The organism is Streptomyces sp. NPDC107471 (assembly GCF_055582845.1).
In genome coordinates, this window is the sequence record NZ_JBVJPC010000001.1 from 26,432 (window position 1) to 48,735 (window position 22,304).

Consider the following 22,304-nt stretch of genomic DNA (forward strand, 5'->3'; position numbering starts at 1 on the left):
ATGGGGCTGCTGGACATCCTTCTCGGGCGGACCAAGCCGGTCGTACCCGATCTCGACCAACTCTTCGCGCTGCCGTCGGCGGCCGTCACCCTGGAGGCGGCCGCCTCCTTCACGCCGACCGGGCGCGGGGCGGTGTGCTTCGCCACGGTCGAGGGCGCTGCCTTCGAGCAGACGCACCGGGAGGTCCAGGCCCTGCTGGACGCGGACGCCGAACGCGACGGCCCTCCGGTGCACCTCGCCCGGGACGGGTTCGGTTACTCCTGGCTGGTCTCCGAGCGGGTCCCGGACCAGCTCCCCCAGCTCGTCAACGACCTGCACGCGGTGAACAGTTCGATGGAGGTCAACGGCTTCGGGCCGCAACTGCTGTGCTCGCTGGCCGGGTTCCAGGACCCCGAGGGCCGGCCCCTCGCGCTGGTCTACCTCTACAAGCGCGGCACCTTCTACCCCTTCGCGCCGCTGCCAGGTGAGGGACAGCGGCGCGACAACCCGCTGGAGCTGCGCGTGAAGGCCGCGCTCTCCAACGACCTGCGGATCGAACAGGACCTGAACCGCTGGTTCCCGCTGTGGGGCGCCCCGGGCCTGTGAGCCCCTGCCCCTCGCGGTCGCTCAAAGCTTCCTGGCGCTATCTCTCCCGTGTCTGCCGACGGGACTCCAGGGGACGCTCGCGGCGGTAACGGCGGTCCCACTTGGCCTGCTTGTCCCGGCGGTCGCGGTAGGCCCGGTAGCTGCCGGGCACGGCTCCCGAGCCGCCGCCGGACGAACCGCCCGACGAGGACGCCGAGGCACCGCCCCGGCCGTACTGCATGTACACGAAGAGCAGGGCTACGGCGACGAGCCACCAGGTGTGGTTCCCGAAGCCCAGGATGACCAGGACGACGGTCCCGGAAAGGACGATGGTGCCCATGACGGGCCTCCGTGTGCGTGGGTGTGGTGTAGAAGACTAGCCCCGGAGCGCGGTGCTGGGGCCAGCCCTGCGCACAGCTTTTCCCGTACTCCGGAGTTGACCGATGCCCGAGTCCTTCACACAGGAACACGCCGGTGAGCGCCTTCGCGGTGTGTCCGGCGGCGCCCCGACCGCGTCGGAGCCCCGACCGCCGTACTGCTGCACGGAGCCGGACACGGCAGCAAGGAGCGACTCCTGCCGCTGCTCGACGAGTTCGTGGCGCACGGCTGCCGGGCGCTCGCCTTCGACTTCTCGGGGCACGGCGAAAGCACGGGTGAGCCGGCCGAGTTGAGCCTGCGGCGCCGGTTCGAGCAGGCGGTCGCCGTGATCGACGCGCGTGTTCCCGCGGGCGGGCCGCTGGTGCTGGTCGGGTTCAGCATGAGCGGCCAGACGGTGGCGGACCTCGTCCGGCACTACGGCGGGCGGGTGGTGGCGCTGGGTCTGTGCGCGCCCGCCGTGTACGCGGGCGAGGCCTGGGACGTGCCGTTCGGCCGCGGCGACGGGCGGTTCAGCGAGCTCATCCGGCGGCCGGGGAGCTGGCGGCGGGCGCCGGCCCTGGAGGTGCTGCGGGGGTACGAGGGCCGGGCGGTGCTCGCCGTACCGGGCACCGACGCGGTGATCCCCGCGGAGGTGACGGAGGCCGTCCAGGAGGCGCTGGCCTTCCGCTCCCGGTTCACGCGTCTCGACCTGCCGGCGGCCGACCACCAGGTGGGCCGCTGGATGCGCGAACACGCGCCTGATCGCCGGGAGTTGGTGGCCGCGCTGCTGACCGGGCCCGGTGACCTGGGGTGGACGGCGCCATGCGACCGGGTGGCCGAGCGGCTCTCCTAGGACCGTGGGGGGCGGCCGGGGTCCTGCCTGCCGGAGTGCTCCGGGTGGGCGAAGGAGGGGCCGTCCTGCCTGCCGGAGTGCTCCGGGTGGGCGCAGGAGGGGCCGTCCTGCCTGCCGGAGTGCTCCGGGTGGGCGCAGGAGGGGCCGTCCTGCCCGCCGGAGTGCTCCGGGTGTGCGAAGGAGGGGCCGTCCTGCCCGCCGGCTCGGGCTCACTCCCCCGGGGCCGCCCTGACGACGCCCGCCGCGATGGCGGCGCACAGGGTCGCGTGGTCGGACTCGGTACGGGCCGCGTAGGCGAGCGCGAAGTCGGCGACCGCCTCGTCGAAGGTGTCGGCGCCGCCCAGATACGCGGCGATGGCGACACGGTCGCCGGAGCGGGCGTGGGCGCGGGCCAGCGTGCTCCCGCACAGCCGGGCGTAGGCCCTGAGGTCGGCCGGGGGCATGCCGGCGACGTCCGCGGCCCCCTTCATGTCACGCAACTGGCGCCAGTAGTAGGCCCGCCCCTGCGGTCCGCTCATCCAGCCGAGGAAGATGTCGCTCGCCGACTGGAGCAGCCGTTGGCCCACGACCACGCGGCGGCCGGGATGGACGTACGGGCCGTGCGGCAGGTGTTCCTCCAGCACGGACGTGCGGGCCTCCTTGATCTGCAGGAACAGCGGGTCGTCGGCGTCCCGTCCGGCCAGCAGCACGATGAAGCAGCGCATGCCGACGCTGCCCACGCCGACGACCTTGCGGGCGGCGTCGACGAACCGGTAGCGGTCCAGGAGCAGCCGGCGCTCCTCCGAGAGGGTGGAACGGTAGTCGCTGAAGATCTTGCGCAGGCCGGCCATGTCGGGGCCGCCGGCCGGTTCGAGGAGCGGCGGGTCGTGGATGATGCGGCGGCGGCCGTCGACGACCTCGGTGAGTCGGCCGAGGGCCTGGAGGCTGGTGCGGCGGCGGGCCCGGGTGAGGCTGGACTCCACGCGTCGTCGGTGGCGGGCCGAGCGGACGAGGGGCAGCAGGCTGTCGGCGTCGACGCTCGCGTACCAGACCTCCAGCTCGCCCAGGCGGGACAGCTCGCGCATGGCGGTGCGGTACGCGGTGACCGCCTCCCCCGCCGCCCGGTGGGCCTTGGCCTCGCTGTGCCCGTTCTCCCGGGCGGCGACGGCGACACTCGCGGCGAGCCGCTTGACGTCCCACTCGAAGGGGCCGGGGAAGGTCTCGTCGAAGTCGTCGAGATCGAAGAGCAGGGAGCGCTCCGGGGAGGCGTACAGGCCGAAGTTCAGCAGGTGGGCGTCGCCGCAGAGCTGCACGGTGAGGCCGGAGTGGGGCTGGGCGGCGAGATCGGCGGCCATCACGGCGGCCGCGCCGCGCAGGAACGCGAAGGGGGAGGCGGACATCCTGCCGTACCGGATCGGCAGCAGTTCCGGGAGCCGGTCGCGGCCCTGTCGTTCCAGTACGGCGACGGGGTCGGGGCGGCCGACGGAGGGGATCCAGACGGCGTGGGCGGAGCGGGGGACGCGTTTGCGGGCGGCCCGGCCGCGCTCGGCGCGGGCGGCGGGGGTGCCTGCGGTGCCGGGGGTGTTCATGCGCTCTGCCTTTGCGTCACGTCCGCCTCCGGGCCCCGGTGTGTCCGTCACCTCCTGATCGCAGTGAAGAGCCGGAACGGGGTGGTGCGCATGTGGAGTACGGCGATCGGGTGACGGTGACCGGGCCCCCGGCGGCGGCTCCGCCCGAGACCGGCAGCGCATCCGCGGGGGCGCGTTGTCAGTGCCGTACGTCAGGATGGGCGCATGCGTGACGGGGTGCGGTACATCGGAGTGGACGAGCGGCGGGCGCGGCTGGGGCTGCGGCACCAGTTGGCCGTCGAGGCCCGGGTGGGCAGTCCGGAGGAGGTGGCCGACGCTCTGGTCGCGCTGCACGGGAGCGACCCGGCGACCGTCCACCTCGCGGTGGGCGCGCGGCTCGTGGACCCGGCCCGGACCGTGGCCGAGACCGAGCGGGCGTTGTACGAGGACCGGTCCCTGGTGCGGATGCACGGGATGCGGCACACGGTGTTCGCGTTCCCGACCGACCTCACCGCGGTCGTGCACGCCTCGACCGGTCTCACGGTCGCCGCACGGGAACGGGCCTCGCTCCTCCAGGACATGGCCAAGGCCGGGGCCCCGGACGCGACCTGGCTCAAGGACGTCGAGGAGTCGGCGCTGGCCGCGCTCGCCCGGCGCGGCCAGGCCACGGCTTCCGAGCTGGCCGAGGACGAGCCGCGGCTGCGGGAGCAGTTCGTGTACGCGGCCGGGAAGAGCTACGAGGGCGTCCACACCGTCGGGAGCCGCCTGTTGAGGGTGCTCGGGGTGGAGGGCAAGGTGGTCCGCGGGCGGCCGCTCGGCACCTGGATGTCCTCGCAGTTCCGCTGGGCGGTGGCGCCGCCGCATCCCGAGCTCGACGCGGCCGAGGCCCAGGCGGAGCTGCTGCGGCGCTGGCTCGCGGTGTGCGGGCCGGCCACGGAGGCGGACCTGAAGTGGTGGACGGGCTGGAAGGTGACCGACGTGCGCCGCGCGCTCTCGGCGATCGGCGCGGTGCCGGTCACCGTCGACGAGGGCCCGGCCTACGTCGTCGACGGCGACGCCGGTCCGGTCGCGGGGCCGGTGGAGCCGTGGGCCGCGTTGCTGCCCGGGCTCGATCCGACGGCGATGGGTTGGCAGCAGCGGGACTGGTATCTGGCGCCCGCCCTCAGACCCGCCCTGTTCGACCGCAGCGGCAACGTCGGGCCGACGGTGTGGTGGGACGGACGCGTGGTGGGCGGTTGGGGCCAGCGCCCGGACGGCGAGATCGTCTGGCGCCTGCTGGCCCCGGAGGACGTGGGCCGCGAGGCGCAGACCGCGATCGCGACGGAGGCCGCCCGGCTACGGGCCTGGGTGGGCGACACCCGGGTACGCCCCCGGTTCCGCACCCCCCTGGAGAAGGAACTGGCCGAACCGACGGGTTGATCGGCCGCCGGGCGAGACGCAGGCGGCCGTCGCCTTGGCAGCCGCGCGGCGGTGAGGCGGAGTGGCAGCGACACCGGTACGGACCCGGTCCCCGACCCCGTCGGAGAGGCCGGACCAACGGGCTGATCGGGTGCCGGGCGTGCCCGGTGTGAGGTACAAGTGGCCATCGCGGCGGCAACCCACCGGCTGCGGGACTCGGCCCCGGTTCCCAACCCTGCTGGAGAAGGAACTGGGCGAACTCATGGGCAATCGGGTGCCCGGCCCGCCCGGCGTGAGACGCAGGTGCCCAGCGCGGTGGCAGCCCACCGGCTGCGGGACTGGGTGGCAGCGACACCGGTACGGACCCGGTCCCCGACCCCGTCGGAGAAGCAACTGGCCGAACCCACGGGCTGATCGGCCGCCGGGCCCGAGACGCAGGTGCCCGTCGCAGCGGCGGCCTCGCGGCTGCGGGAGTGGGTGGAAGCGGCCCCGGTTCCGGACCCCACTGAAGAAGGAGCTGGCCGGACCCACGGGCTGATCGGGTGCAGGGTGCGCCCAGCGTGAGAGCAGGCGGCCATCGCTGTGGCAGCGGCACCGGTGCGGGCCCCGTCAGAGGCTTTCGGTCGGGATGCCGGGCGCCCCGTGGAGCAGGAGGGCGCCCGGCGGCACGGGCTAGCGGGCGTACCGCATCAGCGCCCGCACCATGTGGCACGTCGTGTCCGACGGCGGGTGGACGCCGATCACCTCCGCGGTGTCCCGGATCGTCTCGTTGCGCGCCTGGTTGGGCACGTAGACGCCGGAGTCGAGCAGGGCGATCGCGAGCCGCATCGCCTTGAGACGGCGGTTGTGGGTGACATACCACTCGCGGGGACGGCCCGGCGGCAACGGGCGCTTCTCCACGGGGGTGTAGGGCAGGTCGAGCAGCACGGGGTGCTTCGCGGTGGACTGGGTCGGCAACGGCTTCGGCTTCAGTGCGGCAGCGGGCACAGGCATCCTCCTGTCGCGGTAAGGGCGGTCGGCGGAACCCCGGCGACACCCTCGAACACTGGTTTTATTCTACCGCCCGGCACTGACAAAAGCCCCTGGCCACAAGGGCTTTCGGGGGTGCTGTGACGCAGGAGGAGGACGGGTTTTCGCGTACCGTGGGCGCCATGGAGATCTGGATCAATCCGGCCTGTTCGAAGTGCCGCAGCGCGATCAGTCTGCTCGACGCGGAGGGTGCCGAGTACACCGTCCGCCGCTATCTGGAGGACGTCCCGAGCGAGGACGAGATCCGCGAGGTGCTCGACCGGCTCGGCCTCGAACCGTGGGACATCACCCGCACCCAGGAGCCCGCCGCCAAGGAGCTCGGCCTCAAGGAGTGGGCGCGGGACGGCAGTTCGCGCGACCGGTGGATCGCCGCGCTGGCCGCGCACCCCAAGCTCATCCAGCGCCCGATCATCACGGCGGACGACGGCTCGGCGCTGGTCGCCCGTACCGACGACGCCGTACAGGAAGCCCTGTCGAGGAAGAAGTAGCCGGAGTGTGACGCAGGTTACGTCATCCGACTGCTGCGACCGGTGAGCAACCCCGTTCGGTATCTCGTACATAGCGGCGTACGCTCCCCTACCTCGCAGGAGACGCGGATGTCGCGCAGGAGAACGCTCGGTACGAAGAAGAAGGTCGCGCTGCTGGTGAGCGCGGCGGCGGTGGCGGGAGGCGGGGCCTTCGCGATGGCCGGCACCTCCAACGCCTCGCAGAGTCCGCAGACGGCGGCGGAGTCCACGGTCTGCCAGGGCCTCGCCACCGCGCTCGGCAACAACCAGCGGTTCATCGAGGACCAACGGGCCGCACCCGACGCCCAGTCCGCGGCCCGGATCGCCAACCGGGAAGCGGTGATCGCACAGATCAAGGTGCAGCAGGAGGCGTCCGGTTGCGTGGTCGGGGAGTCGGCTCAGGGCTCCCAGGCCGGCACCGGACAGCAGACCGCACCGGCCGCGCCCCCGTCGGCCCCGCCCGCCTCCCAGGCCCCGCCCGCGGGGAACGCCGGCGCCGGACAGCAGGTGTGCAACGGCTCGACCGTCACGCTGTCCGGCGAGGGCGGGGCGCCCGCCGCGTCCAGCAACCAGTTCCCGGCCGGCACGAAGCTGCGGGTCACCAACCTGGACAACAACAAGTCCACGACGGTGGAGGTCACTTCGGTCTCCGGAAGCTGCGCCCTGCTCAACAACGCGGCCTTCGAACAGGTGCGGGAGCCCGGCAAGTTCCTCATCCGCCGGGCCCTGATCGAGAAGGTGGGGTGAGGCTATCGGGGACGGTCGCTCAGGAACTCACTGATACGGCGGCCCAGTTCGGGAGGTGCGGACTGCGGTAGCGCGTGGTGGGAGACGCCGGGGACCACGTCGGTCTCCGCCCGCGGCAGCAGTTCGCCCGCCCGCCTCGCCACGTCGTACGGGTCACCGGTCCTGCTGTTCGCGGCCACGAGCAGCAGGACCGGCACTTTCAGGGCCCGCAGCGCGTCCGGGTCGGGGCGGGGGCCGATGACCGGGCGCGCGGCGGGAAAACCGGCGGCGGCCTCCTGGAGTTCGAGCCAGTCGGGGTCGAGGGCCACTCCCCCGGTCTCCCACGTGAGGAAGGCGCGGACGCGGGCCGGCGTGGGGCGCAGCAGCATCGGCAGGGCGTGCAGCAGATACGCCGCCTTGAACCCGGCGAAACACTGGGTCGGGTCCAGGAGGAACAGGCGGCGCATCCGGTCGGGAGCGCGCAGGGCGTAGTGCAGGGCGATCCAGGCGCCGTAGGAGTGGCCGCCGAAGTCGGCCCGGGTGACGCCGAGTCCGTCGAGGAGGGCGTCGAGCCAGGCGGTCAGGTCGGCGACCGAGCGGGGGTGACGGTCGGCGGCCGGTGTGCTGCGACCCGGGGCGCCGATCAGGTCGACGGCGAGGACCCGGCGGATGCGGGCGAGAGGGGCGGCCTGGGCGTACCAGGACGCGGAGGTCGCTCCCCCGCCGCCCGGCAGCAGGACGAGCGGGGGCGCGTCGGCCGGACCGCACGCGTGGACGCAGGTCGTGCCGAACGGGGTGGGGACCCGGACGGTCTCCCGGTCGGCGGGCCACTTGGCCAGCACCTTGTCGTAGGCGGCCGCGAACCTGTCGCCGTCGTGTCTGCCCATCGATCCCTCCCGTATTATCTCGGTCAGCGAGATACTCGATGAGCGAGATGATAACCGGAGGGTGCACATGCCGTCCCAGGGACCCGAGATGGAGATCGTCCATCTCCTGCGCGCCGTGACCGTCGAACTCGGCCTGCACAGCGCCCGGTTCGCACAGCGCCACGCCATGCATCCGACGGACGTGCGCGCCCTGATCGCCCTCATGGACGCCTCCCGCGCGGACGAGGAGATGACGGCGGGCCGGCTCGGTGCGGAGCTCGGGCTCAACTCGGCCGGGACGACCTCGCTGCTCGACCGGCTGGAGCGGGCCGGCCATGTGCGGCGGGTGCGGGGGCGGGAGGACCGGCGCAAGGTGGTCGTCGAGGTGGACGAACGGGCGGTGGAGCTGGGGCAGAGCTTCTTCGGACCCCTGATCGGACGGACGGTGGAGCTGCTCCAGGGGTACGACGAGGGCGAACGGGCGGCGATCCGGGGCTTCTTGGCGGGAGTACGGCAGGCGGCGGCCGACCAGACCTGACCTCTGGTGGCCCGGCTCCGCCCGCTGAACTCACCCACCGACCCCGTGCCTCAGCCGTGCGCCCCCGCCTCCAGTGCCTTCGTCTCCGTCTCCCGGTCGATGCCCACCACCGGCCGGTCCGGGCGTTGTGGTGCCACCCCGCCGATCTCGCGCAGCCAGTTCCAGGTGTCGGCCACCGTCTCGGTGACCGGTCGGCAGCGCAGGCCCGCGGCGGCGGCCCGGGAGGTGTCCGCCCCGTGCAGGGTGGTGTGCAGGTCGGTGTCCGGCGGGACCCACACCGGAAGGCCGGTCCAGGGGGCGATGCCCGCGTCGAGGACGACGTCCGGGTCGGTCCAGCGCAGTTCGGCCTGCGAGCCGGTCACGGCCACGCAGGCGTCGAGGAGTTCGCCCGTCGTGGTGTGCCCCGGCGCGCTGACCAGGTTGTACGGGCCGCTGCGCCCCGCCGCGGCCGCGGCCGGCACCCATGCGGCCAGGTCGCGGACGTCGACGTACTGGAGGGGAAGGTCCCGTGGGCCGGGTGCGAGCACCGGGCCGCCGCGGGCGACACGGCCCAGCCACCACGGCAGTCGGCCGATGTTCTCGTAGGGGCCGAGGATCAGCCCGGCCCGTACCAGCAGGGCGCGGTCCGGGCCGAAGGCGTCCAGGACGGCCAGCTCACCGCCGCGCTTGTCCCGGGCGTAGTCGGACTGGTCCGCGTCGGCCGAGGCGCCCTCGACGACGGGCGCGTCCTCGGTGTAGCCGGCCGGCTGCGGCCAGGAGTACACCGAGCAGCTCGACACGTACGCATAGCGGTCGGCGCGGTCCCGCAGCAGCCGTGCCGTGTCCCGGACCGCGCGGGGCGCCGCCGACCAGGTGTCGACGACAAGGTCCCACGGGCCGCCCTCGGCAAGGGCGCCGAGGCCGTCGGGCGCGGTGCGGTCGCCGTGCAGGGACCGCACCCCGCGCACCGGCGCGTGCCGTCCCCGGTGGAAGGCGGTCACGTCCCAGCCGTCGGCCAGGGCCGCCTCGGCGACGGCCCGGCCGACGAACTCCGTGCCGCCCAGCAGAAGAAGTCTCATGCCGGTGACTGTGCCCGCCCGGGCGGCTCGGGGGAACCCGGATCTGCCGAGGGCAGACGCTCAGTCGCCGGTCGGCGGGGTGTACTTGTAGCCGACCCGCCGCACGGTCTGGATCGCGCCCCGGAACTCGGCGCCCAGCTTGCGGCGCAGCCGGGCGACATGGACGTCGACGGTACGGCCGTCGCCGACATGGCCGTAGCCCCAGACCGTGGTGACGAGCTGGTCGCGGGTGTGCACCCGGTGGGGATGCTGGACGAGGTGGGCGAGGAGCTCGAACTCCAGGTAGGTGAGGTCGAGTCGGCTGCCGTTCACCTCGGCGGTGCGCTGCACGGTGTCGATCCGCACGAGGGGGGCGCCGGTGTCCGTGGGCGTCGGCTCCCCCGGGAAGGGCGGGTGCTGGTCGGCCGGGACGAGCACCAGGTAGCCGATCATCGGGGGCCGGCCCGGCAGCGTGGGCAGGGTGTGCTGGGGTGCGGGCAGCCAGGTGGCGCCCGGGGGGAGGAAATCCGCCACGTTGGGGACCTCGTCCGGGCCGACGGCCCGCAGTCGGTGCCGTGCGCCGGGCTCGGACGGGGTGGGGACAGGGGTGGGGACGGAACGAGGAGTCGCCATGAGGTCAGCTCTTTCGCGCGAGAGGGTCGTCGGAGGACGTACGTCTGCGCGCTGGCCGAAGGCCGGGGTGTACGGCGTTAGAGGGCCGGCGCGTTCGTCGCGCGGCAACACACCCGGTCGAAGTCGTGGTGCTGACGGGAGGGCCAGAAGGGCTCCAGGTCATGGCGACCCGTCGCGGTGGTCTTCCGGTAGCTGGCCATGAGCCCATTGAAGCAGACACCGGCCCGCGGGAGGAGTCTCCTCTCACTGCTCGGACGCTTCCCCGGCGGGAAATCGCCGGGGCCCGTCTCACCCCACGAGGCGTCTGTGCCAGATCAGGGGTGGGAGCTCGATCGCCCTGCCCGGATCACCGTCCCAGTGCGGGGACAGGCCGGCGGCGGTGAGGGCGGCGACGATCTCGCGGCCGACCGCGGCCGTGGTGTCGGCGGAGCCGTCGAAACCGCCGTACAGCAGCATCAGTCCCTGCCCCGCGGCGGCGCTCTCGGTGCACTGCGTGTGGAAGTACACGAAGCCGCGGTCGCCCTCGGCCCGCTCCGCGCCGATCTCGGCGCTGCCGCAGGTACGGCAACAGGTGAAGTGCTCGCGGGCGGTGACGCCCCGTGCGGTGAGCGCCTCGAAGGCGCGGGTGAGCCGCTCGGGGTCGGTCACGCCCTCCCAGGTCTCCTGTTCGGCGAGGCGCTCCAGCCAGAGCCGGTCGACGAGCTGCCGGGCCTGGGCGGCGGACACGGGCCGTCGGTCGGCCTCGGCGAGCCACTCCTCGGCGGACCGGGCGAGCGCCGAGCGGGTGTCGTAGCCGCACCGCAGCCGCTCGCGGACGTGCTTTTCGACCTCCTCGCGCACGTCGTCGGGGAGTTCGGGCACGTCCTCGGGCGGATCGACCTCGACCGGCGACCAGGCGATCCCCTCGTCCCAGCCGGCCTCGCCGCGGGCCCAGCCCGTCAGTGCGTCGGCGACGGCGTCCGGGTGCGTCAGTTCCGCACCGGAGAAGCGCTCGCGGCTCTCGCGGTGCTCCACCTGGTAGATCCCCCCGCTCTCGTGCCACACCTGGGCGAACACGTCCGGGCGGTCGGGAACGCGCTGGAGCACCAGCCAGCGGTCGCCGCTCTCCCCGATCCGGTGCACCAGGTCCCGCAGCCCCTGCTCGCTCACGCGGACGAGCGTCTCTCCACACTCCGTCTCGGCCTTGACGGCCAAGCCCCCCTCGATCTCCATGCCCCCACCATGCCAGGCGCCACTGACAACGCGCCGAGGGGCGCCCACCGTCACCGGTGGGCGCCCCTCGGGACGTGCTGGGGGATCAGACCTGGCCGGCCTTCTCCAGGGCGGAGCAGCAGGTGTCGACGAGCAGGCGCGTCACGACGTACGGGTCGACGTTGGCGTTCGGGCGGCGGTCCTCGATGTAGCCCTTGCCGTCCTTCTCGACCTGCCACGGGATGCGGACCGAGGCACCGCGGTCGGAGACGCCGTAGGAGTACTCGTTCCACGGGGCGGTCTCGTGCAGGCCGGTCAGGCGGTCGTCGATGCCGGCGCCGTAGTTCTTGACGTGGTCGAGCGGCTTGGAGCCCTCGCCGAGCGACTCGGCGGCGGTGATGATCGCCTCGTAGGTCTCGCGCATCGCCTTGGTGGAGAAGTTGGTGTGCGCGCCCGCGCCGTTCCAGTCGCCCTTCACCGGCTTCGGGTCCAGGGTCGCGGCGATGCCGAAGTCCTCGGCGGTGCGGTAGAGCAGCCAGCGGGCCACCCACAGGTGGTCGGAGACCTCCAGCGGGGCGACCGGGCCGACCTGGAACTCCCACTGGCCGGGCATGACCTCGGCGTTGATGCCGGAGATCGCGAGGCCCGCCTTGAGGCAGTTGTCGAGGTGCGCCTCGACGACGTCACGGCCGAAGATCTCGTCGGCGCCGACACCGCAGTAGTAGCCGCCCTGCGGGGCCGGGAAGCCGCCCTTGGGGAAGCCGAGGGGGTAGCCGTCCTTGAAGAACGTGTACTCCTGCTCGATGCCGAAGATCGGCTCCTGGGCGGCGAACTTCTCGGCGACCTCGCTGAGCGCGGCACGGGTGTTGGACTCGTGCGGCGTCATGTCGATGTTGAGGACCTCGCACAGGACGAGGATGTCGTCGCCGCCGCGGATCGGGTCGGGGCAGGAGAAGACCGGCTTGAGGACACGGTCCGAGGAGTGGCCCTCGGCCTGGTTCGTGGAGGACCCGTCGAAGCCCCAGATCGGCAGCTCGGCGCCCTTGGCACCCTTTTCCGAGTCCGCCAGGATCTTCGTCTTGGAACGGAGCTTGGCCGTCGGCTGGGTGCCGTCGATCCAGATGTACTCAGCCTTGAAGGTCACGGGCCACTTCCTTCGGGGATGTGTCTACGCACTGCGGGTGCTGCGGCGCTGCGGCACTGAAACGCCGCCTCCTGGTGCCCGCGAGCCTGTCAACAGGCGATTTCCCGGTCATTGCTCGAATGTGAACCCCGTGTTACCTGGTGATGCTGTGGCGCGACTCACTCTGTGAGCGCGGCGGGCGGCGCGAAAGTCGACAGGGAGACAAGGCACCCGCGTCCCGTGCGCCTCGTATGCAAAGGGTGTACCTGGCACCACCCCGCGACCGGGCGGTCAGGCCCCGTGACCCCCGTCGCCCCCTCGACCAGACTGACGGCATGAGCATCGAGACACAGAGCGGCGGTATCGGGGCGAGGGCGCGGGCCGTCGGGCTCGCGGCCGTGCGGGGGTTCGGGCTGGCGCTGGTGACGCTGCCGGGGGCGGTGCTCGGTCTCGTCCTGTCGCTGGTGTCGATCGCGCTCGTACCCGTCGGGATCGGGCTGGTCACGACCCCGTGGGTGCTGACCGGGGTGCGTGCCTTCGCGGACTGGCGGCGGGTGCTCGCGGCCGAGTGGGGCGGGGTGCGGATCCCGTCGGCGTACCGGCCGCTGCCCTCGGACGCCAATCCCTGGACGCGCACCTTCGGGATGCTGCGCGACCCGGCGACCTGGCGGGATCTGCGGTGGCTGCCGGTCGACATGACGGCGGGGTTCGTGACCGCCCTGCTGCCCGCCGTGCTCGTCCTCTACCCGCTGGAGGGGCTCGTGATCGCGGCCGGGCTGTGGCGGCCGTTCCAGGGGATGGGCGGGTACTGGTACGGCTTCGTGCACGTCACCGACCAGACCTCCGCGCTGCTCGCCGGCGCCCTGGGGCTCGTCCTGCTGTCCCTGGCCGCGCTCGCGCCCCGGGTGCTGACCTTCCACTTCCGGCTCACCCGGACCGTACTCGGCGCCGGCCAGGGCGAGTTGGCCGAACGCGTGCGTGTCCTGACCGAGACCCGGCGGGACGCGGTGGACACCTCCGCGGCCGAACTGCGGCGCATCGAGCGGGACCTGCACGACGGGGCGCAGGCCCGTCTGGTCGCCATGGGCATGGACCTCGGGACCATCGAGGTGCTCCTCGACAAGGACCCCGCGCAGGCCAAGCGGCTGCTGGCGCAGGCCCGTCAGTCCTCCGTGGACGCGCTCGCCGAGCTGCGCGACCTGGTGCGGGGCATCCATCCGCCGGTGCTGGCCGAGCGCGGCCTGGGCGACGCGGTGCGGGCGCTGGCGCTGCGGCTGCCGGTTCCGGCGGAGGTGACCGTGGAGCTCCAGGGCCGGGCGGACGCGCCGGTGGAGTCGGCCGCCTACTTCGCGGTCAGCGAGGTCCTCACCAACGCGGTCAAGCACGCGAACGCCGACCGGATCTGGGTCGACCTGCACCAGGTGGAGGGCAAGCTGCGGATCACGGTCACCGACAACGGGCGGGGCGGCGCGGCCGTCACGGCCGGTTCGGGGCTGGCCGGGGTCGAGCGGCGGCTCGGTACATTCGACGGCGTCCTGGCCGTCAGCTCACCCGCGGGCGGTCCCACCATGGTGACCATGGAGATCCCTTGCGTGTAGTCCTGGCCGAAGACCTCTTCCTGCTGCGCGACGGTCTCGTACGCCTCCTGGAGGCGCATGGCTTCGAGATCGCCGCGGCCGTCGAGAGCGGGCCCGAGCTGGCCCGTGCGCTGGCCGAGCTGGAACCGGACGTCGCCGTGGTCGACGTACGGCTGCCGCCGACGCACACCGACGAGGGGCTCCAGTGCGCGCTGGACGCCCGCCGGGACAGACCCGGGCTGCCGGTGCTGGTGCTCTCCCAGCACGTGGAGCAGCTCTACGCGCGCGAGTTGCTCGCCGACGGCACCGGCGGGATCGGGTACCTGCTCAAGGACCGGGTGTTCGACGCCGAGCAGTTCGTGGACGCCGTACGGCGGGTCGCGGCGGGCGGTACGGCGATGGACCCCCAGGTGATCCAGCAGTTGCTGTCCCGGCGGGCGGCCGAGGACCAGCCGCTCGCCCGGATCACGCCCCGGGAGCGGGAGGTGCTGGAGCTGATGGCCCAGGGGCGGTCGAACGCGGCGATCGCCGCCAAGCTCGTCGTCACGGAACGGGCGATCGCCAAGCACACCGCCAACATCTTCGCCAAACTGGGCCTTGAGGTGTCGGACGACGACAATCGCCGCGTTCTGGCGGTCCTCGCGTTCCTGGACCGGGGCCGGTGAGCGAGCCCTTATTTTCCGTAACTCCCGCTGTTCAGACGGCTGTTGTCGCGCGAGGGCCCGGCAAACCTCTGATTTGTTCGTGGGACGGCTGAACACCCGTGGGGCGCCATGCGTATGGGATGGCGCCGCTTCACTCCTGTCGGGCGCCTCGATAGCCCCGAAAAAGGAAGTCAGAGGAGTTCCATGGGACGCAATACACGTAAACGCCGCTCGTCGATGGCCACGAAGGCCATAGCCGCGTCGGCGGCCCTAGCGCTCGGTGGGGGCGGGCTGATCTGGGCGAACTTCTACGCTTCGGCGCACGAGTCCAACAACGACGGCTGGTCGCAGAACGAGACCAAGGCCGCCGCCGCACAGGTGGCGACCATCTCGTGTCCCGACGTCGGTCAGAAGCTGACGAACGTGCCTCAGAACGCGCGTCAGGGGGTGGCCGCCGAGCTGGCCAACCTGGACAAGCAGATCACCGAGGCCTACGCCAGGCTCGCCTCGACGCGACAGGCCCAGACGAACGACGCGGGCTTCGTCCAGAACGCCATCGTCGGTCCCCTGAAGGAGAAGCGGGCGGCCACGATCGACCGGATCCGCATCAACATCCAGCGGGTCGGCGGTCAGTTCAACACCTCGCTCAGCCAGTTGGCCGCCTGCACGACGCAGACCGCGCAGACGAACGCCGGCGGGAACGGCGGCCAGCAGAACAACGGCGGCCAGCAGCAGAACGGCGGCCAGAACAACACCGGCGGCCAGCAGCAGAACGGCGGCCAGCAGAACAACGGTGGCCAGCAGAACGGCGGTCAGCAGAACGGCGGCCAGCAGCAGGGCAACGGCGGACAGGGCGGCAACGGCCCGGTCGCGGCCGACTTCGTGGACATCACCAAGGTCCAGGGCAGCGCCCAGCTCGGCGTCGGCCAGAACGGTCTGCGGGCGAACGGCAACTCGGGCTCGCGGGGCAGCTTCACCACCCGGTGCGGGACCAACGGCAACGACAACCACAACACGGACAACGTGATCGTGGCCCCGGGTGTCGCCAACGGCGCCCACCACCTGCACGACTACGTCGGCAACCAGAGCAACGACGCCTTCGCGAGCGACCAGGAGCTGGCGGGCGCCCAGACGACCTGCCAGAACCAGGGCGACAAGTCCTCGTACTTCTGGCCGGTGCTGCGTCTGCAGAACGGTCAGCAGGACTTCGACCAGAACAACGACGGCGGCGGCAAGGAGGGCAACGTCGGCAAGATCCTCCAGCCGGCCCAGGCCCAGATCAAGTTCGTCGGCAACAAGGCCGGCAAGGTCGTCGCGATGCCGACCGCCCTGCGGATCATCACCGGTGACGCCAAGGCCTTCGTCAACGGCAACGCCAACGCCAACGTGAACTGGTCCTGCACCGGCTTCGAGAACAAGGTGCAGCTCCACGACAAGTACCCGATCTGCCCGCAGGGCAGCCAGGTGGTGCGCACGACCAACTTCCAGAGCTGCTGGGACGGTCAGAACATCGACAGCGCCAACCACCGCACCCACGTGGCGTTCGTCCAGGCCAACGGCGCCTGCGCCAACGGCTTCAAGGCGATCCCCCAGCTCCAGGTCCGGCTCGTCTACAACGTCCCGGCCCCGAAGCTGCAGAACGGCACGGTCGTCAACCCCTACGCGGTGGACACCTTCCCGGAGAACCTGCACAAGCCGATCACCGACCACAACGACTTCATCAACTTCTTCTCGCAGAACACGATGAACAAGATGGTCAACTGCATCAACACCGGCAGGAAGTGCCAGTGAGGCACTGAGAGAGCCGGCGGTGAGGATTCCTCACCGCCGGCTTTCTCGTGTGCGCGTCCTCAGTGGGCCGAGTGCGTGGCGCCCATCTTCGAGTGGTCCGTGCCCTCCTCGATGTCCCCGCCGAGCGTCTTGCGCAGCACCGTCACCGTGGTGGTGGTGTCACCGACGGCGACCCACTTGCGGCCGACCAGGAAGTGACCGCCGTAGTCCTTGGCGCCGTTGATCCACTCGCGCTGGCCGCGGTCGGTGGCGAAGGTGGCCAGGATGAACTTGCCGTCGGCGTCCTTGGACTTCTTGCACACGGCCTGGCGCAGCTCGTCGGCGTCGATCTGGATGTCGGGCGTGCACTTCACCTCGGCGGCCAGGTGCTCCAGGCTGCCGGTGGCCGCCGGCGGCACCGCGGCTGCCTTCGCGTCACCGCCGGATCCGCAGCCCGCCAGCGCCAGCACCGCGGCCGCGCCGGTCAGCGCGAGCATCGGTCGGGTCAACCTCATCTGTTCCTCCGGTCACGGGGGTCGCGTCGCACGGGCCCCGGCGGGGGTCCGTCTCCTCCCATACGGCTGCGGAGCGCCGGGCGCTCAATTCCTGATGTCATCAGGGGTACGGCTGTGCGAAAGTGTGCCGGTGAACGATGACTGGGAGAAGCGGGTCGACGCCGCCTGGGCGACCTTCGACGAGTATCCCGAGGAACGGGCGGCCGACTTCCGGGCCCTGGTCGACGCGCTCGTGGCCGAGCTGCCGGAGAGCAGTCCCCTCGGCCCCTTCGAGCGGGCCTGCGCCTGGGACTCGACGGGACACTCCGACAGGGCGGTCCCGCTGTACCGGGAGGCGCTCGCGAAGGGGCTCAGCGAGGAGAGCGGCTACAAGGGCCGCCGGGCCAAGATCCAACTCTCCAGTTCGCTGCGGAACATCGGACAGGCGGCGGAGGGCGTCGAGCTGCTCAACCCCGAACTGGACGCCCGTTCCGACGAGTTGGACGACGCCGTCCGCGCCACGCTCGCGCTGTGCCTGTCCAGCCTCGGCCGGGACCGCGAGGGACTCTCCCTGGTCCTGGGCGCGCTCGCCCCCCATCTGCCGCGCTATCAGCGGTCGATGGCCAACTACGCGCGCGCCCTGGCCGACCCGGAAGGCTGATTCACCCGTGCGGCGGTGACCTCCTGACGATTCGCTCGTTCTGCTGAACGTGCAGTCACAGGATGTCGCCCCGCGCCCCGCACCCGGTTCCGGCTCCACCGGCGAGCCCGTCGTCGACGTCGAGCAGGCCGAGGCCGCGCTCGTCGAGCACTACCCCCGGCTGGTCCGGATCGCCTATCTGGTACTGCCGCCGGGTCTGGGCCGCGGCCGGCGGGTCCTGACCGCGCACGCCCTCACCCAGCGCGCCCTGCCGCGGGGCCGGGCGGCGACACCCGTGATCCCGGCCCAGTCGGCCGGCCGCGAGGGCGACCCCGGCTACGCCTTCGTCCGCCTCCAGGTGGTGCGTACGGCCCTGGAGGCCGGTCTGCCGCTCAGGCGCAGGGCCTGGCCCAAGCGCTCCCAGCTCCCGCCGCTGCTCCCCCAGGTGTGGGGCCTGCGGCTCTTCCCGCGCTCCGGCGGCGCCGACGAACTCGCCCTGGACCAGCGTCTGTCGGCCATGTCCGGACCGGCCCGCGCGGCCTATGTCCTGCGCGGCCTGGAGCAACTGCCCGACGGTGACGTACGGGAGCTGCTGACGGCGGCGGGCGTGGCCGACGCGGACGCGGCGCTCGACGAGGCGGCCGGTGCCGAGGACCGCTACCACCTCCTCGACTCCCCCGAGTTCGACCCCTGTTCGCTCCAGGCCCGGCCCACCGACCTGATGCGGCGCAGGCAGCACATGAAGGCCGTGCTCGCCGCCGCCGCGGCCGTCGCCGTGTGCGGGGCGCTGCTCGGCATGCCCGGCGACGGCTGGGGCCCCGACGGCGCCGCCGCACCGCCCTACGCGCAGAACCCCTCCGCCCAGGCCGCCCTGAACCCGGCCCTGCTGCTCAAGGTCCCGGCCGCCGCGTGGGAGTCCTCGGCACGCACCGACTTCTCCGTGTGGCCCGCGCGCGGCGACCTCACCGGCGACAGCGCCCTGCTGCGCCGCGCCCTCGCCGTCTGGGCCCGCCCCGGCGAGAGCGTCCAGGTCTCCGCGACCCCCGGCACCCCGTCGGGCGGCCCCTCCGGCCCGCCGCAGCTCCTGTACGCGGGCACCGTCGACAATGCACACGTGGTGCTCCTCTACGACGGTCTGCGCATCGTCCGCTACGCCGAGCCGCGCGACGGCACCCAGGGCGCCGCCCTCGACTTCGCCCGGGTCGACGGCGCGGACCGGGCCGGGGCGAGCGCGGTCGTGCTGGGCCGGGCCGACGGCAACATCCGCTATCTGACGGCGCCCTGGGTGACGAAGGCCGCCGAGCGGGACCTGCTGAAGCCGGCCTCCGGCGCCATGGACCTCCCGCTGACCGGCGGGACCACCGCGCCGATGGCGGGCCCCGCGCAGAGCGGTGCCTGCACCTCCTGGAACGTGCTCCAACTGACCGACGCCTCCGGCACCCGGCTGCTGACCGACCTCGGCGAACTGGTCCCGGCCCGGCTGACCACCGGCCGCCCCGGGTCCGTGAAGGACGCGTCCGGGGCGGGAGCGCTGCGCGCCTGGGCGCCGTACGCCTGCTCGCTGGGGGCGATGCGCTCCTCGGGCGTGCGCGGTGTGAACGCGTGGGCCTACGCCTCGCAGCCGCTGCCCGACAGCAGCGGGACGGCCGACTGGGTGTGCACCCGCGCCGAGACCTGGCAGGGCGGCGGGGAGCGGGTGCTGGCCCAGTTCCACACGCCGGGGTCGACGTACGGGGCGGTCGCGGCGAAGGCCGAGAACGTCCCGGCGTGCGGGGCGAAGGATCCGCAGGTGCTGGCCGGAGTGCTGTGGAAGTCGGGGACCGGCTCCTGGTACCTGCTGGCGGCGGGGAACCGCGGGACCTCGTCGATCAGCGCGACGGGCGGGGTGAGCGGTTCCGCCCAGGGTCATCTGCTGGCCGTGCGGACGCGGCAGGGGGCCCAGGCCGAGCTGAAGGGGACGCTGGAGGACGGGCGGACGGTCAGCGGACTCCGGTAGGGCCCGCGGACAGCGGGTGACGGAGATGTGAACACCGCTGGTCGGACCGGCCCGTTCCCGGCCGGATTCGATCGGTAAGGTGTTCGTATGACAACCGGGGTCCGTCGAAGAATGGGAGTCGAGGAACGGCGTCAGCAGTTGATCGGCGTCGCCCTCGAACTGTTCGCCCGCCGCTCGCCCGACGAGGTGTCCATCGACGAGATAGCGTCGGCGGCCGGCATCTCGCGACCGCTGGTCTACCACTACTTTCCCGGCAAACTCAGCCTGTACGAGGCCGCGTTGAAGCGGGCGGCCCAGGATCTGGCGAGCCGCTTCGAGGAGCCGCACGAGGGGTCGCTGGGCGGCCGACTGCTGCGCGTGATGCGGCGGTTCTTCGACTTCGTGGACGAACACGGCCCGGGTTTCTCGGCGTTGATGCGCGGTGGCCCGGCGGTCGGCTCCTCCGCGACGAACGCCCTCATCGACTCCGTACGGCAGGTCGCCTACGAGCAGATCCTGTCGCATCTGCGGGTGACGGACCCGCCCGCGCGACTGGAACTGCTCATCCGGTCCTGGATCTCGCTCGTCGAGTCGACGGCCCTGATCTGGCTGGACGGCCGCCGTATCCCGCGCGGCGAGCTGGAGCTCCAGCTCGTGCACGACTTCGCCGCGCTGGCCGCGGTGAGCGCGTCCTACGACGAGGAGATGACCGCGCTGCTGCGCCACATGCTCAGGGACGAGCCGCACGACGGTCCGTTCACCGACCTCGCCGCCCGGCTGATCACCCTGGCCTCCTAGAGGACGGCCTTGGTGTAGGAGGCGTCCAGGTCGCGCACCTCGGCGGAGAGGTGCACGGTGAGGCCGTCCGCGGGCCCGACGTGCTTGCGCAGCACCTCCATGACGGCCTCGGTGAGCTTCGCCTTGGTCTCCTCGGACCGTCCCGCGAGCAGCGCGATCGAGACGTTCACGATCGCGTGGTCCTCCTTCTCGCCGCCGACCGCCTCGTCCTCGGTGCGCAGCACCCGGGTCTTGCACGCCTCCAGTCGCGCGTCCGCCGTCTCGACGACGACCGGGTGCAGCGCCAGGGCGAGCTCCGACCAGTCGACGTGGTCGAGGTACGGGGAGCGTTCGACGGTGATCTGCGGCATGGGCACTCCTGTTCTAGGGCGACACAGGTCACCCTAGCCGCAGCGCCAGCATGGCGATGTCGTCCTCCCGGTCGTGGCCGAAGGTGTCCAGGAGGGTGTCGCACAGGGCGTTCAGGCTGGGCAGGGCGCCCGAGGAGGCCGCGCGCAGATGCTCCAGGGAGGCCGTGAGGTCGGTGCCCCGGGTCTCGATGAGACCGTCGGTGACCATGAGGAGCCGGTCGGTGGGTTCGAGGAACAGCTCGGTGGCCGGCGGGTGCGGCAGGCCGATCCCGAGCAGCGGGCCGGCCGCCTCCGCGTAGTCGGCGCTGCCGTTGTCGCGGACGATCAGCGGCGGGATGTGGCCGGCGTTGGCGATCCGGGTGCGCCCGGTGTCCGGGTCGATCAGGGCCAGGCAGACGGTGGCCGTGGTGTCGGGGTGGTAGCGCCGCAGGGTCCGGTCCAGGCGCTCGGCGAGCACGGCCGGGTCGCTCTCGTCGACGGCGTAGGCGCGCAGCGCGTGCCGGAGCTCGACCATGACGGTGGCCGCGTCCAGCGAGTGCCCGACGACATCGCCGACCGCGGTCAGCACGCCCTCGTCCACGCGCAGCGCGGCGTAGAAGTCGCCGCCGATCTCGGTCTGCCGGGAGGCCGGGACGTACCGGACCACGACGTCGATGCCCGGCAGGTCGGGCAGCCGGTGCGGCTGGGGCAGGAAGCTGTGCTGGAGGGTGAGGGCCACGTGCCGTTCGACCTTGTACATGAGCAGTGGTTCGGCGGCCAGCGCGGTGGCCTGCGCGAGCTGGGCCAGCAGGGCCTCGCCCTCCAGGCCCACCCTGCGCATGCCGCGGGCGGGCGCCGCGAGGCACACCGGGGCGCGGCCGTCCTGGGTGACGACGAACGCGAGCCGGGCGTCGTGCTCGACGCCGGGCCGGAAGAACCCGGCCGGCCACAGGGGCGCCGGCACGGTGGTGAGCTGCACTCCGGACTGTCCCCGGGTGAGCCGGCGCAGCAGGCCCGCCACGGCCCGGTCGGCGCCCTCGTCGGGCAGCGCGACGGGTATGCGGTCGCGGGACAGTCCGCGGAAGAGCTGGTCGTCCTGGTCGAGGACGAAGACGGCGGCGGGGGTCCCGGTGAGCCGTGAGACGCCCTCGGCGGCCGCGTCGGACAGTTCCTGCAGGGTGCGGGCCGACTGGATGGTGACGATCGTCTCGGAGAGCAGGGTGAGCCGTCGTACGAGTGCCTGGTCGCCGGCCCGCAGTTGGGCGTTGCGTACGGCGGCCCGGACCACGGCCTCGATCTCCAGGGGCTCGGCGGGCACCTTCAGATAGGCCTCGACGCCCGCGTCCAGGCCCTGGCAGAAGTCGGCCGGCGGCGAGGTCGCGGCCGAGAAGTGCACGACGGGCATGCCGGCGGTGTGCGGGCGTTCCTTGAACAGCCGGCACAGGTCGAAGCCGCTCATGTCGGGCAGCCCCACGTCGACGAGCGCCACGTCCGGCAGGGTGCCCTTGAGCAGCCGGGTGTCGAGCTCGGCGAGGGCCTCGCCGCCGGTGGCGACCGGGACGACCCGGTGCCCTGCTCGGCTCAGCACGGTGCCCACGGCGTACCGGCTGGCCTCCACGTCGTCCACGACCATCACGGTCGTGCCTGTCAGCTTGCTTTTTGCGTCCATCCGTCACCCCTCGGGCAACACTGGTGGAGCAGACCGGGGT

Annotated in this window: 24 protein-coding genes; 12 read left to right on the top strand and 12 right to left on the bottom strand. The window is 72.6% G+C overall.

Annotated elements, in window-relative coordinates; genetic code table 11:
* On the top strand, positions 1-585 hold the full coding sequence (gene pspAB / locus ACZ66S_RS00125; protein ID WP_469898512.1) for a PspA-associated protein PspAB: 585 nt from the start codon (positions 1-3) through the stop codon (positions 583-585).
* Between the two features lie 37 nt (positions 586-622).
* On the opposite strand, the gene ACZ66S_RS00130 is transcribed toward pspAB, so the two are convergent.
* The gene (locus ACZ66S_RS00130; RefSeq protein ID WP_469898513.1) at positions 623-904 is read right to left on the bottom strand and encodes a hypothetical protein; all 282 of its coding nucleotides are present in this window, start codon (positions 902-904) and stop codon (positions 623-625) included.
* A 240-nt stretch (positions 905-1,144) separates the two neighbouring features.
* Between ACZ66S_RS00130 and ACZ66S_RS00135 the strand changes: the two genes are divergently transcribed.
* A complete protein-coding gene (locus tag ACZ66S_RS00135) occupies positions 1,145-1,774 on the top strand; it encodes an alpha/beta hydrolase (protein ID WP_469899643.1) in 630 nt (209 codons plus the stop codon).
* A gap of 209 nt (positions 1,775-1,983) precedes the next feature.
* Here the strand turns inward: ACZ66S_RS00135 and ACZ66S_RS00140 are convergent, their stop codons facing one another.
* On the bottom strand, positions 1,984-3,342 hold the full coding sequence (locus ACZ66S_RS00140; RefSeq protein ID WP_469898515.1) for a DUF2252 domain-containing protein: 1,359 nt from the start codon (positions 3,340-3,342) through the stop codon (positions 1,984-1,986).
* A gap of 204 nt (positions 3,343-3,546) precedes the next feature.
* Between ACZ66S_RS00140 and ACZ66S_RS00145 the strand changes: the two genes are divergently transcribed.
* Entirely contained in the window at positions 3,547-4,740 is a 1,194-nt protein-coding gene (locus tag ACZ66S_RS00145) for a winged helix DNA-binding domain-containing protein (RefSeq protein ID WP_469898516.1), read from the top strand.
* A gap of 651 nt (positions 4,741-5,391) precedes the next feature.
* Here the strand turns inward: ACZ66S_RS00145 and ACZ66S_RS00150 are convergent.
* Positions 5,392-5,706: a hypothetical protein gene (locus ACZ66S_RS00150; protein WP_469898517.1), complete on the bottom strand. Its 315-nt coding sequence runs from the start codon at positions 5,704-5,706 to the stop codon at positions 5,392-5,394.
* A 164-nt stretch (positions 5,707-5,870) separates the two neighbouring features.
* On the opposite strand from ACZ66S_RS00150, the gene ACZ66S_RS00155 reads away from it, so the two are divergent.
* Both ACZ66S_RS00155 and ACZ66S_RS00160 read left to right on the top strand, forming a co-directional pair.
* Positions 5,871-6,236, top strand: coding sequence for an arsenate reductase family protein (locus ACZ66S_RS00155; protein WP_469898518.1), 366 nt, complete (start codon positions 5,871-5,873; stop codon positions 6,234-6,236).
* A gap of 108 nt (positions 6,237-6,344) precedes the next feature.
* Positions 6,345-7,001, top strand: a complete 657-nt coding sequence (locus ACZ66S_RS00160; RefSeq protein ID WP_469898520.1) for an RlpA-like double-psi beta-barrel domain-containing protein — start codon at positions 6,345-6,347, stop codon at positions 6,999-7,001.
* A 2-nt stretch (positions 7,002-7,003) separates the two neighbouring features.
* On the opposite strand, the gene ACZ66S_RS00165 is transcribed toward ACZ66S_RS00160, so the two are convergent.
* Positions 7,004-7,867: an alpha/beta fold hydrolase gene (locus ACZ66S_RS00165; protein WP_469898522.1), complete on the bottom strand. Its 864-nt coding sequence runs from the start codon at positions 7,865-7,867 to the stop codon at positions 7,004-7,006.
* Positions 7,868-7,934: 67 nt separating this feature from the next.
* Here ACZ66S_RS00165 and ACZ66S_RS00170 point away from each other — a divergent pair, with 67 nt between their 5' ends.
* Entirely contained in the window at positions 7,935-8,384 is a 450-nt protein-coding gene (locus tag ACZ66S_RS00170; RefSeq protein ID WP_469898523.1) for a MarR family winged helix-turn-helix transcriptional regulator, read from the top strand.
* A 50-nt stretch (positions 8,385-8,434) separates the two neighbouring features.
* Here ACZ66S_RS00170 and ACZ66S_RS00175 read toward each other — a convergent pair whose 3' ends face one another.
* The 5 genes from ACZ66S_RS00175 to glnII form a co-directional block, all read right to left on the bottom strand.
* The gene (locus ACZ66S_RS00175) at positions 8,435-9,442 is read right to left on the bottom strand and encodes an NAD-dependent epimerase/dehydratase family protein (protein WP_469898525.1); all 1,008 of its coding nucleotides are present in this window, start codon (positions 9,440-9,442) and stop codon (positions 8,435-8,437) included.
* A gap of 60 nt (positions 9,443-9,502) precedes the next feature.
* Entirely contained in the window at positions 9,503-10,054 is a 552-nt protein-coding gene (locus ACZ66S_RS00180; RefSeq protein ID WP_469898526.1) for a winged helix-turn-helix domain-containing protein, read from the bottom strand.
* Positions 10,055-10,131: 77 nt separating this feature from the next.
* Positions 10,132-10,254, bottom strand: coding sequence for a hypothetical protein (locus tag ACZ66S_RS00185; protein WP_469898528.1), 123 nt, complete (start codon positions 10,252-10,254; stop codon positions 10,132-10,134).
* 88 nt (positions 10,255-10,342) lie between these two features.
* Entirely contained in the window at positions 10,343-11,266 is a 924-nt protein-coding gene (locus tag ACZ66S_RS00190; protein WP_469898529.1) for a DUF6891 domain-containing protein, read from the bottom strand.
* Between the two features lie 85 nt (positions 11,267-11,351).
* Entirely contained in the window at positions 11,352-12,389 is a 1,038-nt protein-coding gene (gene glnII, locus ACZ66S_RS00195) for a glutamine synthetase (protein WP_469898531.1), read from the bottom strand.
* Positions 12,390-12,703: 314 nt separating this feature from the next.
* Between glnII and ACZ66S_RS00200 the strand changes: the two genes are divergently transcribed.
* The 3 genes from ACZ66S_RS00200 to ACZ66S_RS00210 all read left to right on the top strand — a co-directional run bounded on the left by ACZ66S_RS00200 (position 12,704) and on the right by ACZ66S_RS00210 (position 16,380).
* Entirely contained in the window at positions 12,704-13,966 is a 1,263-nt protein-coding gene (locus ACZ66S_RS00200) for a sensor histidine kinase (protein WP_469898532.1), read from the top strand.
* Positions 13,957-14,610: a LuxR C-terminal-related transcriptional regulator gene (locus ACZ66S_RS00205; protein WP_469898534.1), complete on the top strand. Its 654-nt coding sequence runs from the start codon at positions 13,957-13,959 to the stop codon at positions 14,608-14,610. The genes ACZ66S_RS00200 and ACZ66S_RS00205 overlap by 10 nt, the downstream gene beginning before the upstream one ends.
* Positions 14,611-14,793: 183 nt before the next feature.
* Positions 14,794-16,380 (top strand): DUF1996 domain-containing protein, encoded by a 1,587-nt coding sequence (locus ACZ66S_RS00210; protein WP_469898536.1) that lies wholly within the window; start codon positions 14,794-14,796, stop codon positions 16,378-16,380.
* Between the two features lie 59 nt (positions 16,381-16,439).
* On the opposite strand, the gene ACZ66S_RS00215 is transcribed toward ACZ66S_RS00210, so the two are convergent.
* Positions 16,440-16,874 carry a hypothetical protein gene (locus ACZ66S_RS00215; protein ID WP_469898537.1) on the bottom strand — a complete coding sequence of 145 codons (435 nt, stop codon included), beginning with the start codon at positions 16,872-16,874 and terminating at the stop codon, positions 16,440-16,442.
* 94 nt (positions 16,875-16,968) lie between these two features.
* Between ACZ66S_RS00215 and ACZ66S_RS00220 the strand changes: the two genes are divergently transcribed.
* From ACZ66S_RS00220 to ACZ66S_RS00230, 3 genes are all read left to right on the top strand, one after another.
* Positions 16,969-17,514: a tetratricopeptide repeat protein gene (locus ACZ66S_RS00220; protein WP_469898539.1), complete on the top strand. Its 546-nt coding sequence runs from the start codon at positions 16,969-16,971 to the stop codon at positions 17,512-17,514.
* Between the two features lie 49 nt (positions 17,515-17,563).
* Positions 17,564-19,489 (top strand): hypothetical protein, encoded by a 1,926-nt coding sequence (locus ACZ66S_RS00225; protein ID WP_469898540.1) that lies wholly within the window; start codon positions 17,564-17,566, stop codon positions 19,487-19,489.
* Positions 19,490-19,576: 87 nt separating this feature from the next.
* Entirely contained in the window at positions 19,577-20,266 is a 690-nt protein-coding gene (locus ACZ66S_RS00230) for a TetR/AcrR family transcriptional regulator (protein ID WP_469898542.1), read from the top strand.
* On the opposite strand, the gene ACZ66S_RS00235 is transcribed toward ACZ66S_RS00230, so the two are convergent.
* Positions 20,263-20,616 (bottom strand): 5-carboxymethyl-2-hydroxymuconate Delta-isomerase, encoded by a 354-nt coding sequence (locus ACZ66S_RS00235; RefSeq protein ID WP_469898543.1) that lies wholly within the window; start codon positions 20,614-20,616, stop codon positions 20,263-20,265. The genes ACZ66S_RS00230 and ACZ66S_RS00235 overlap by 4 nt on opposite strands.
* Positions 20,617-20,644: 28 nt before the next feature.
* The gene (locus ACZ66S_RS00240) at positions 20,645-22,264 is read right to left on the bottom strand and encodes a SpoIIE family protein phosphatase (protein ID WP_469898544.1); all 1,620 of its coding nucleotides are present in this window, start codon (positions 22,262-22,264) and stop codon (positions 20,645-20,647) included.
* Positions 22,265-22,304: the final 40 nt, after the last annotated feature.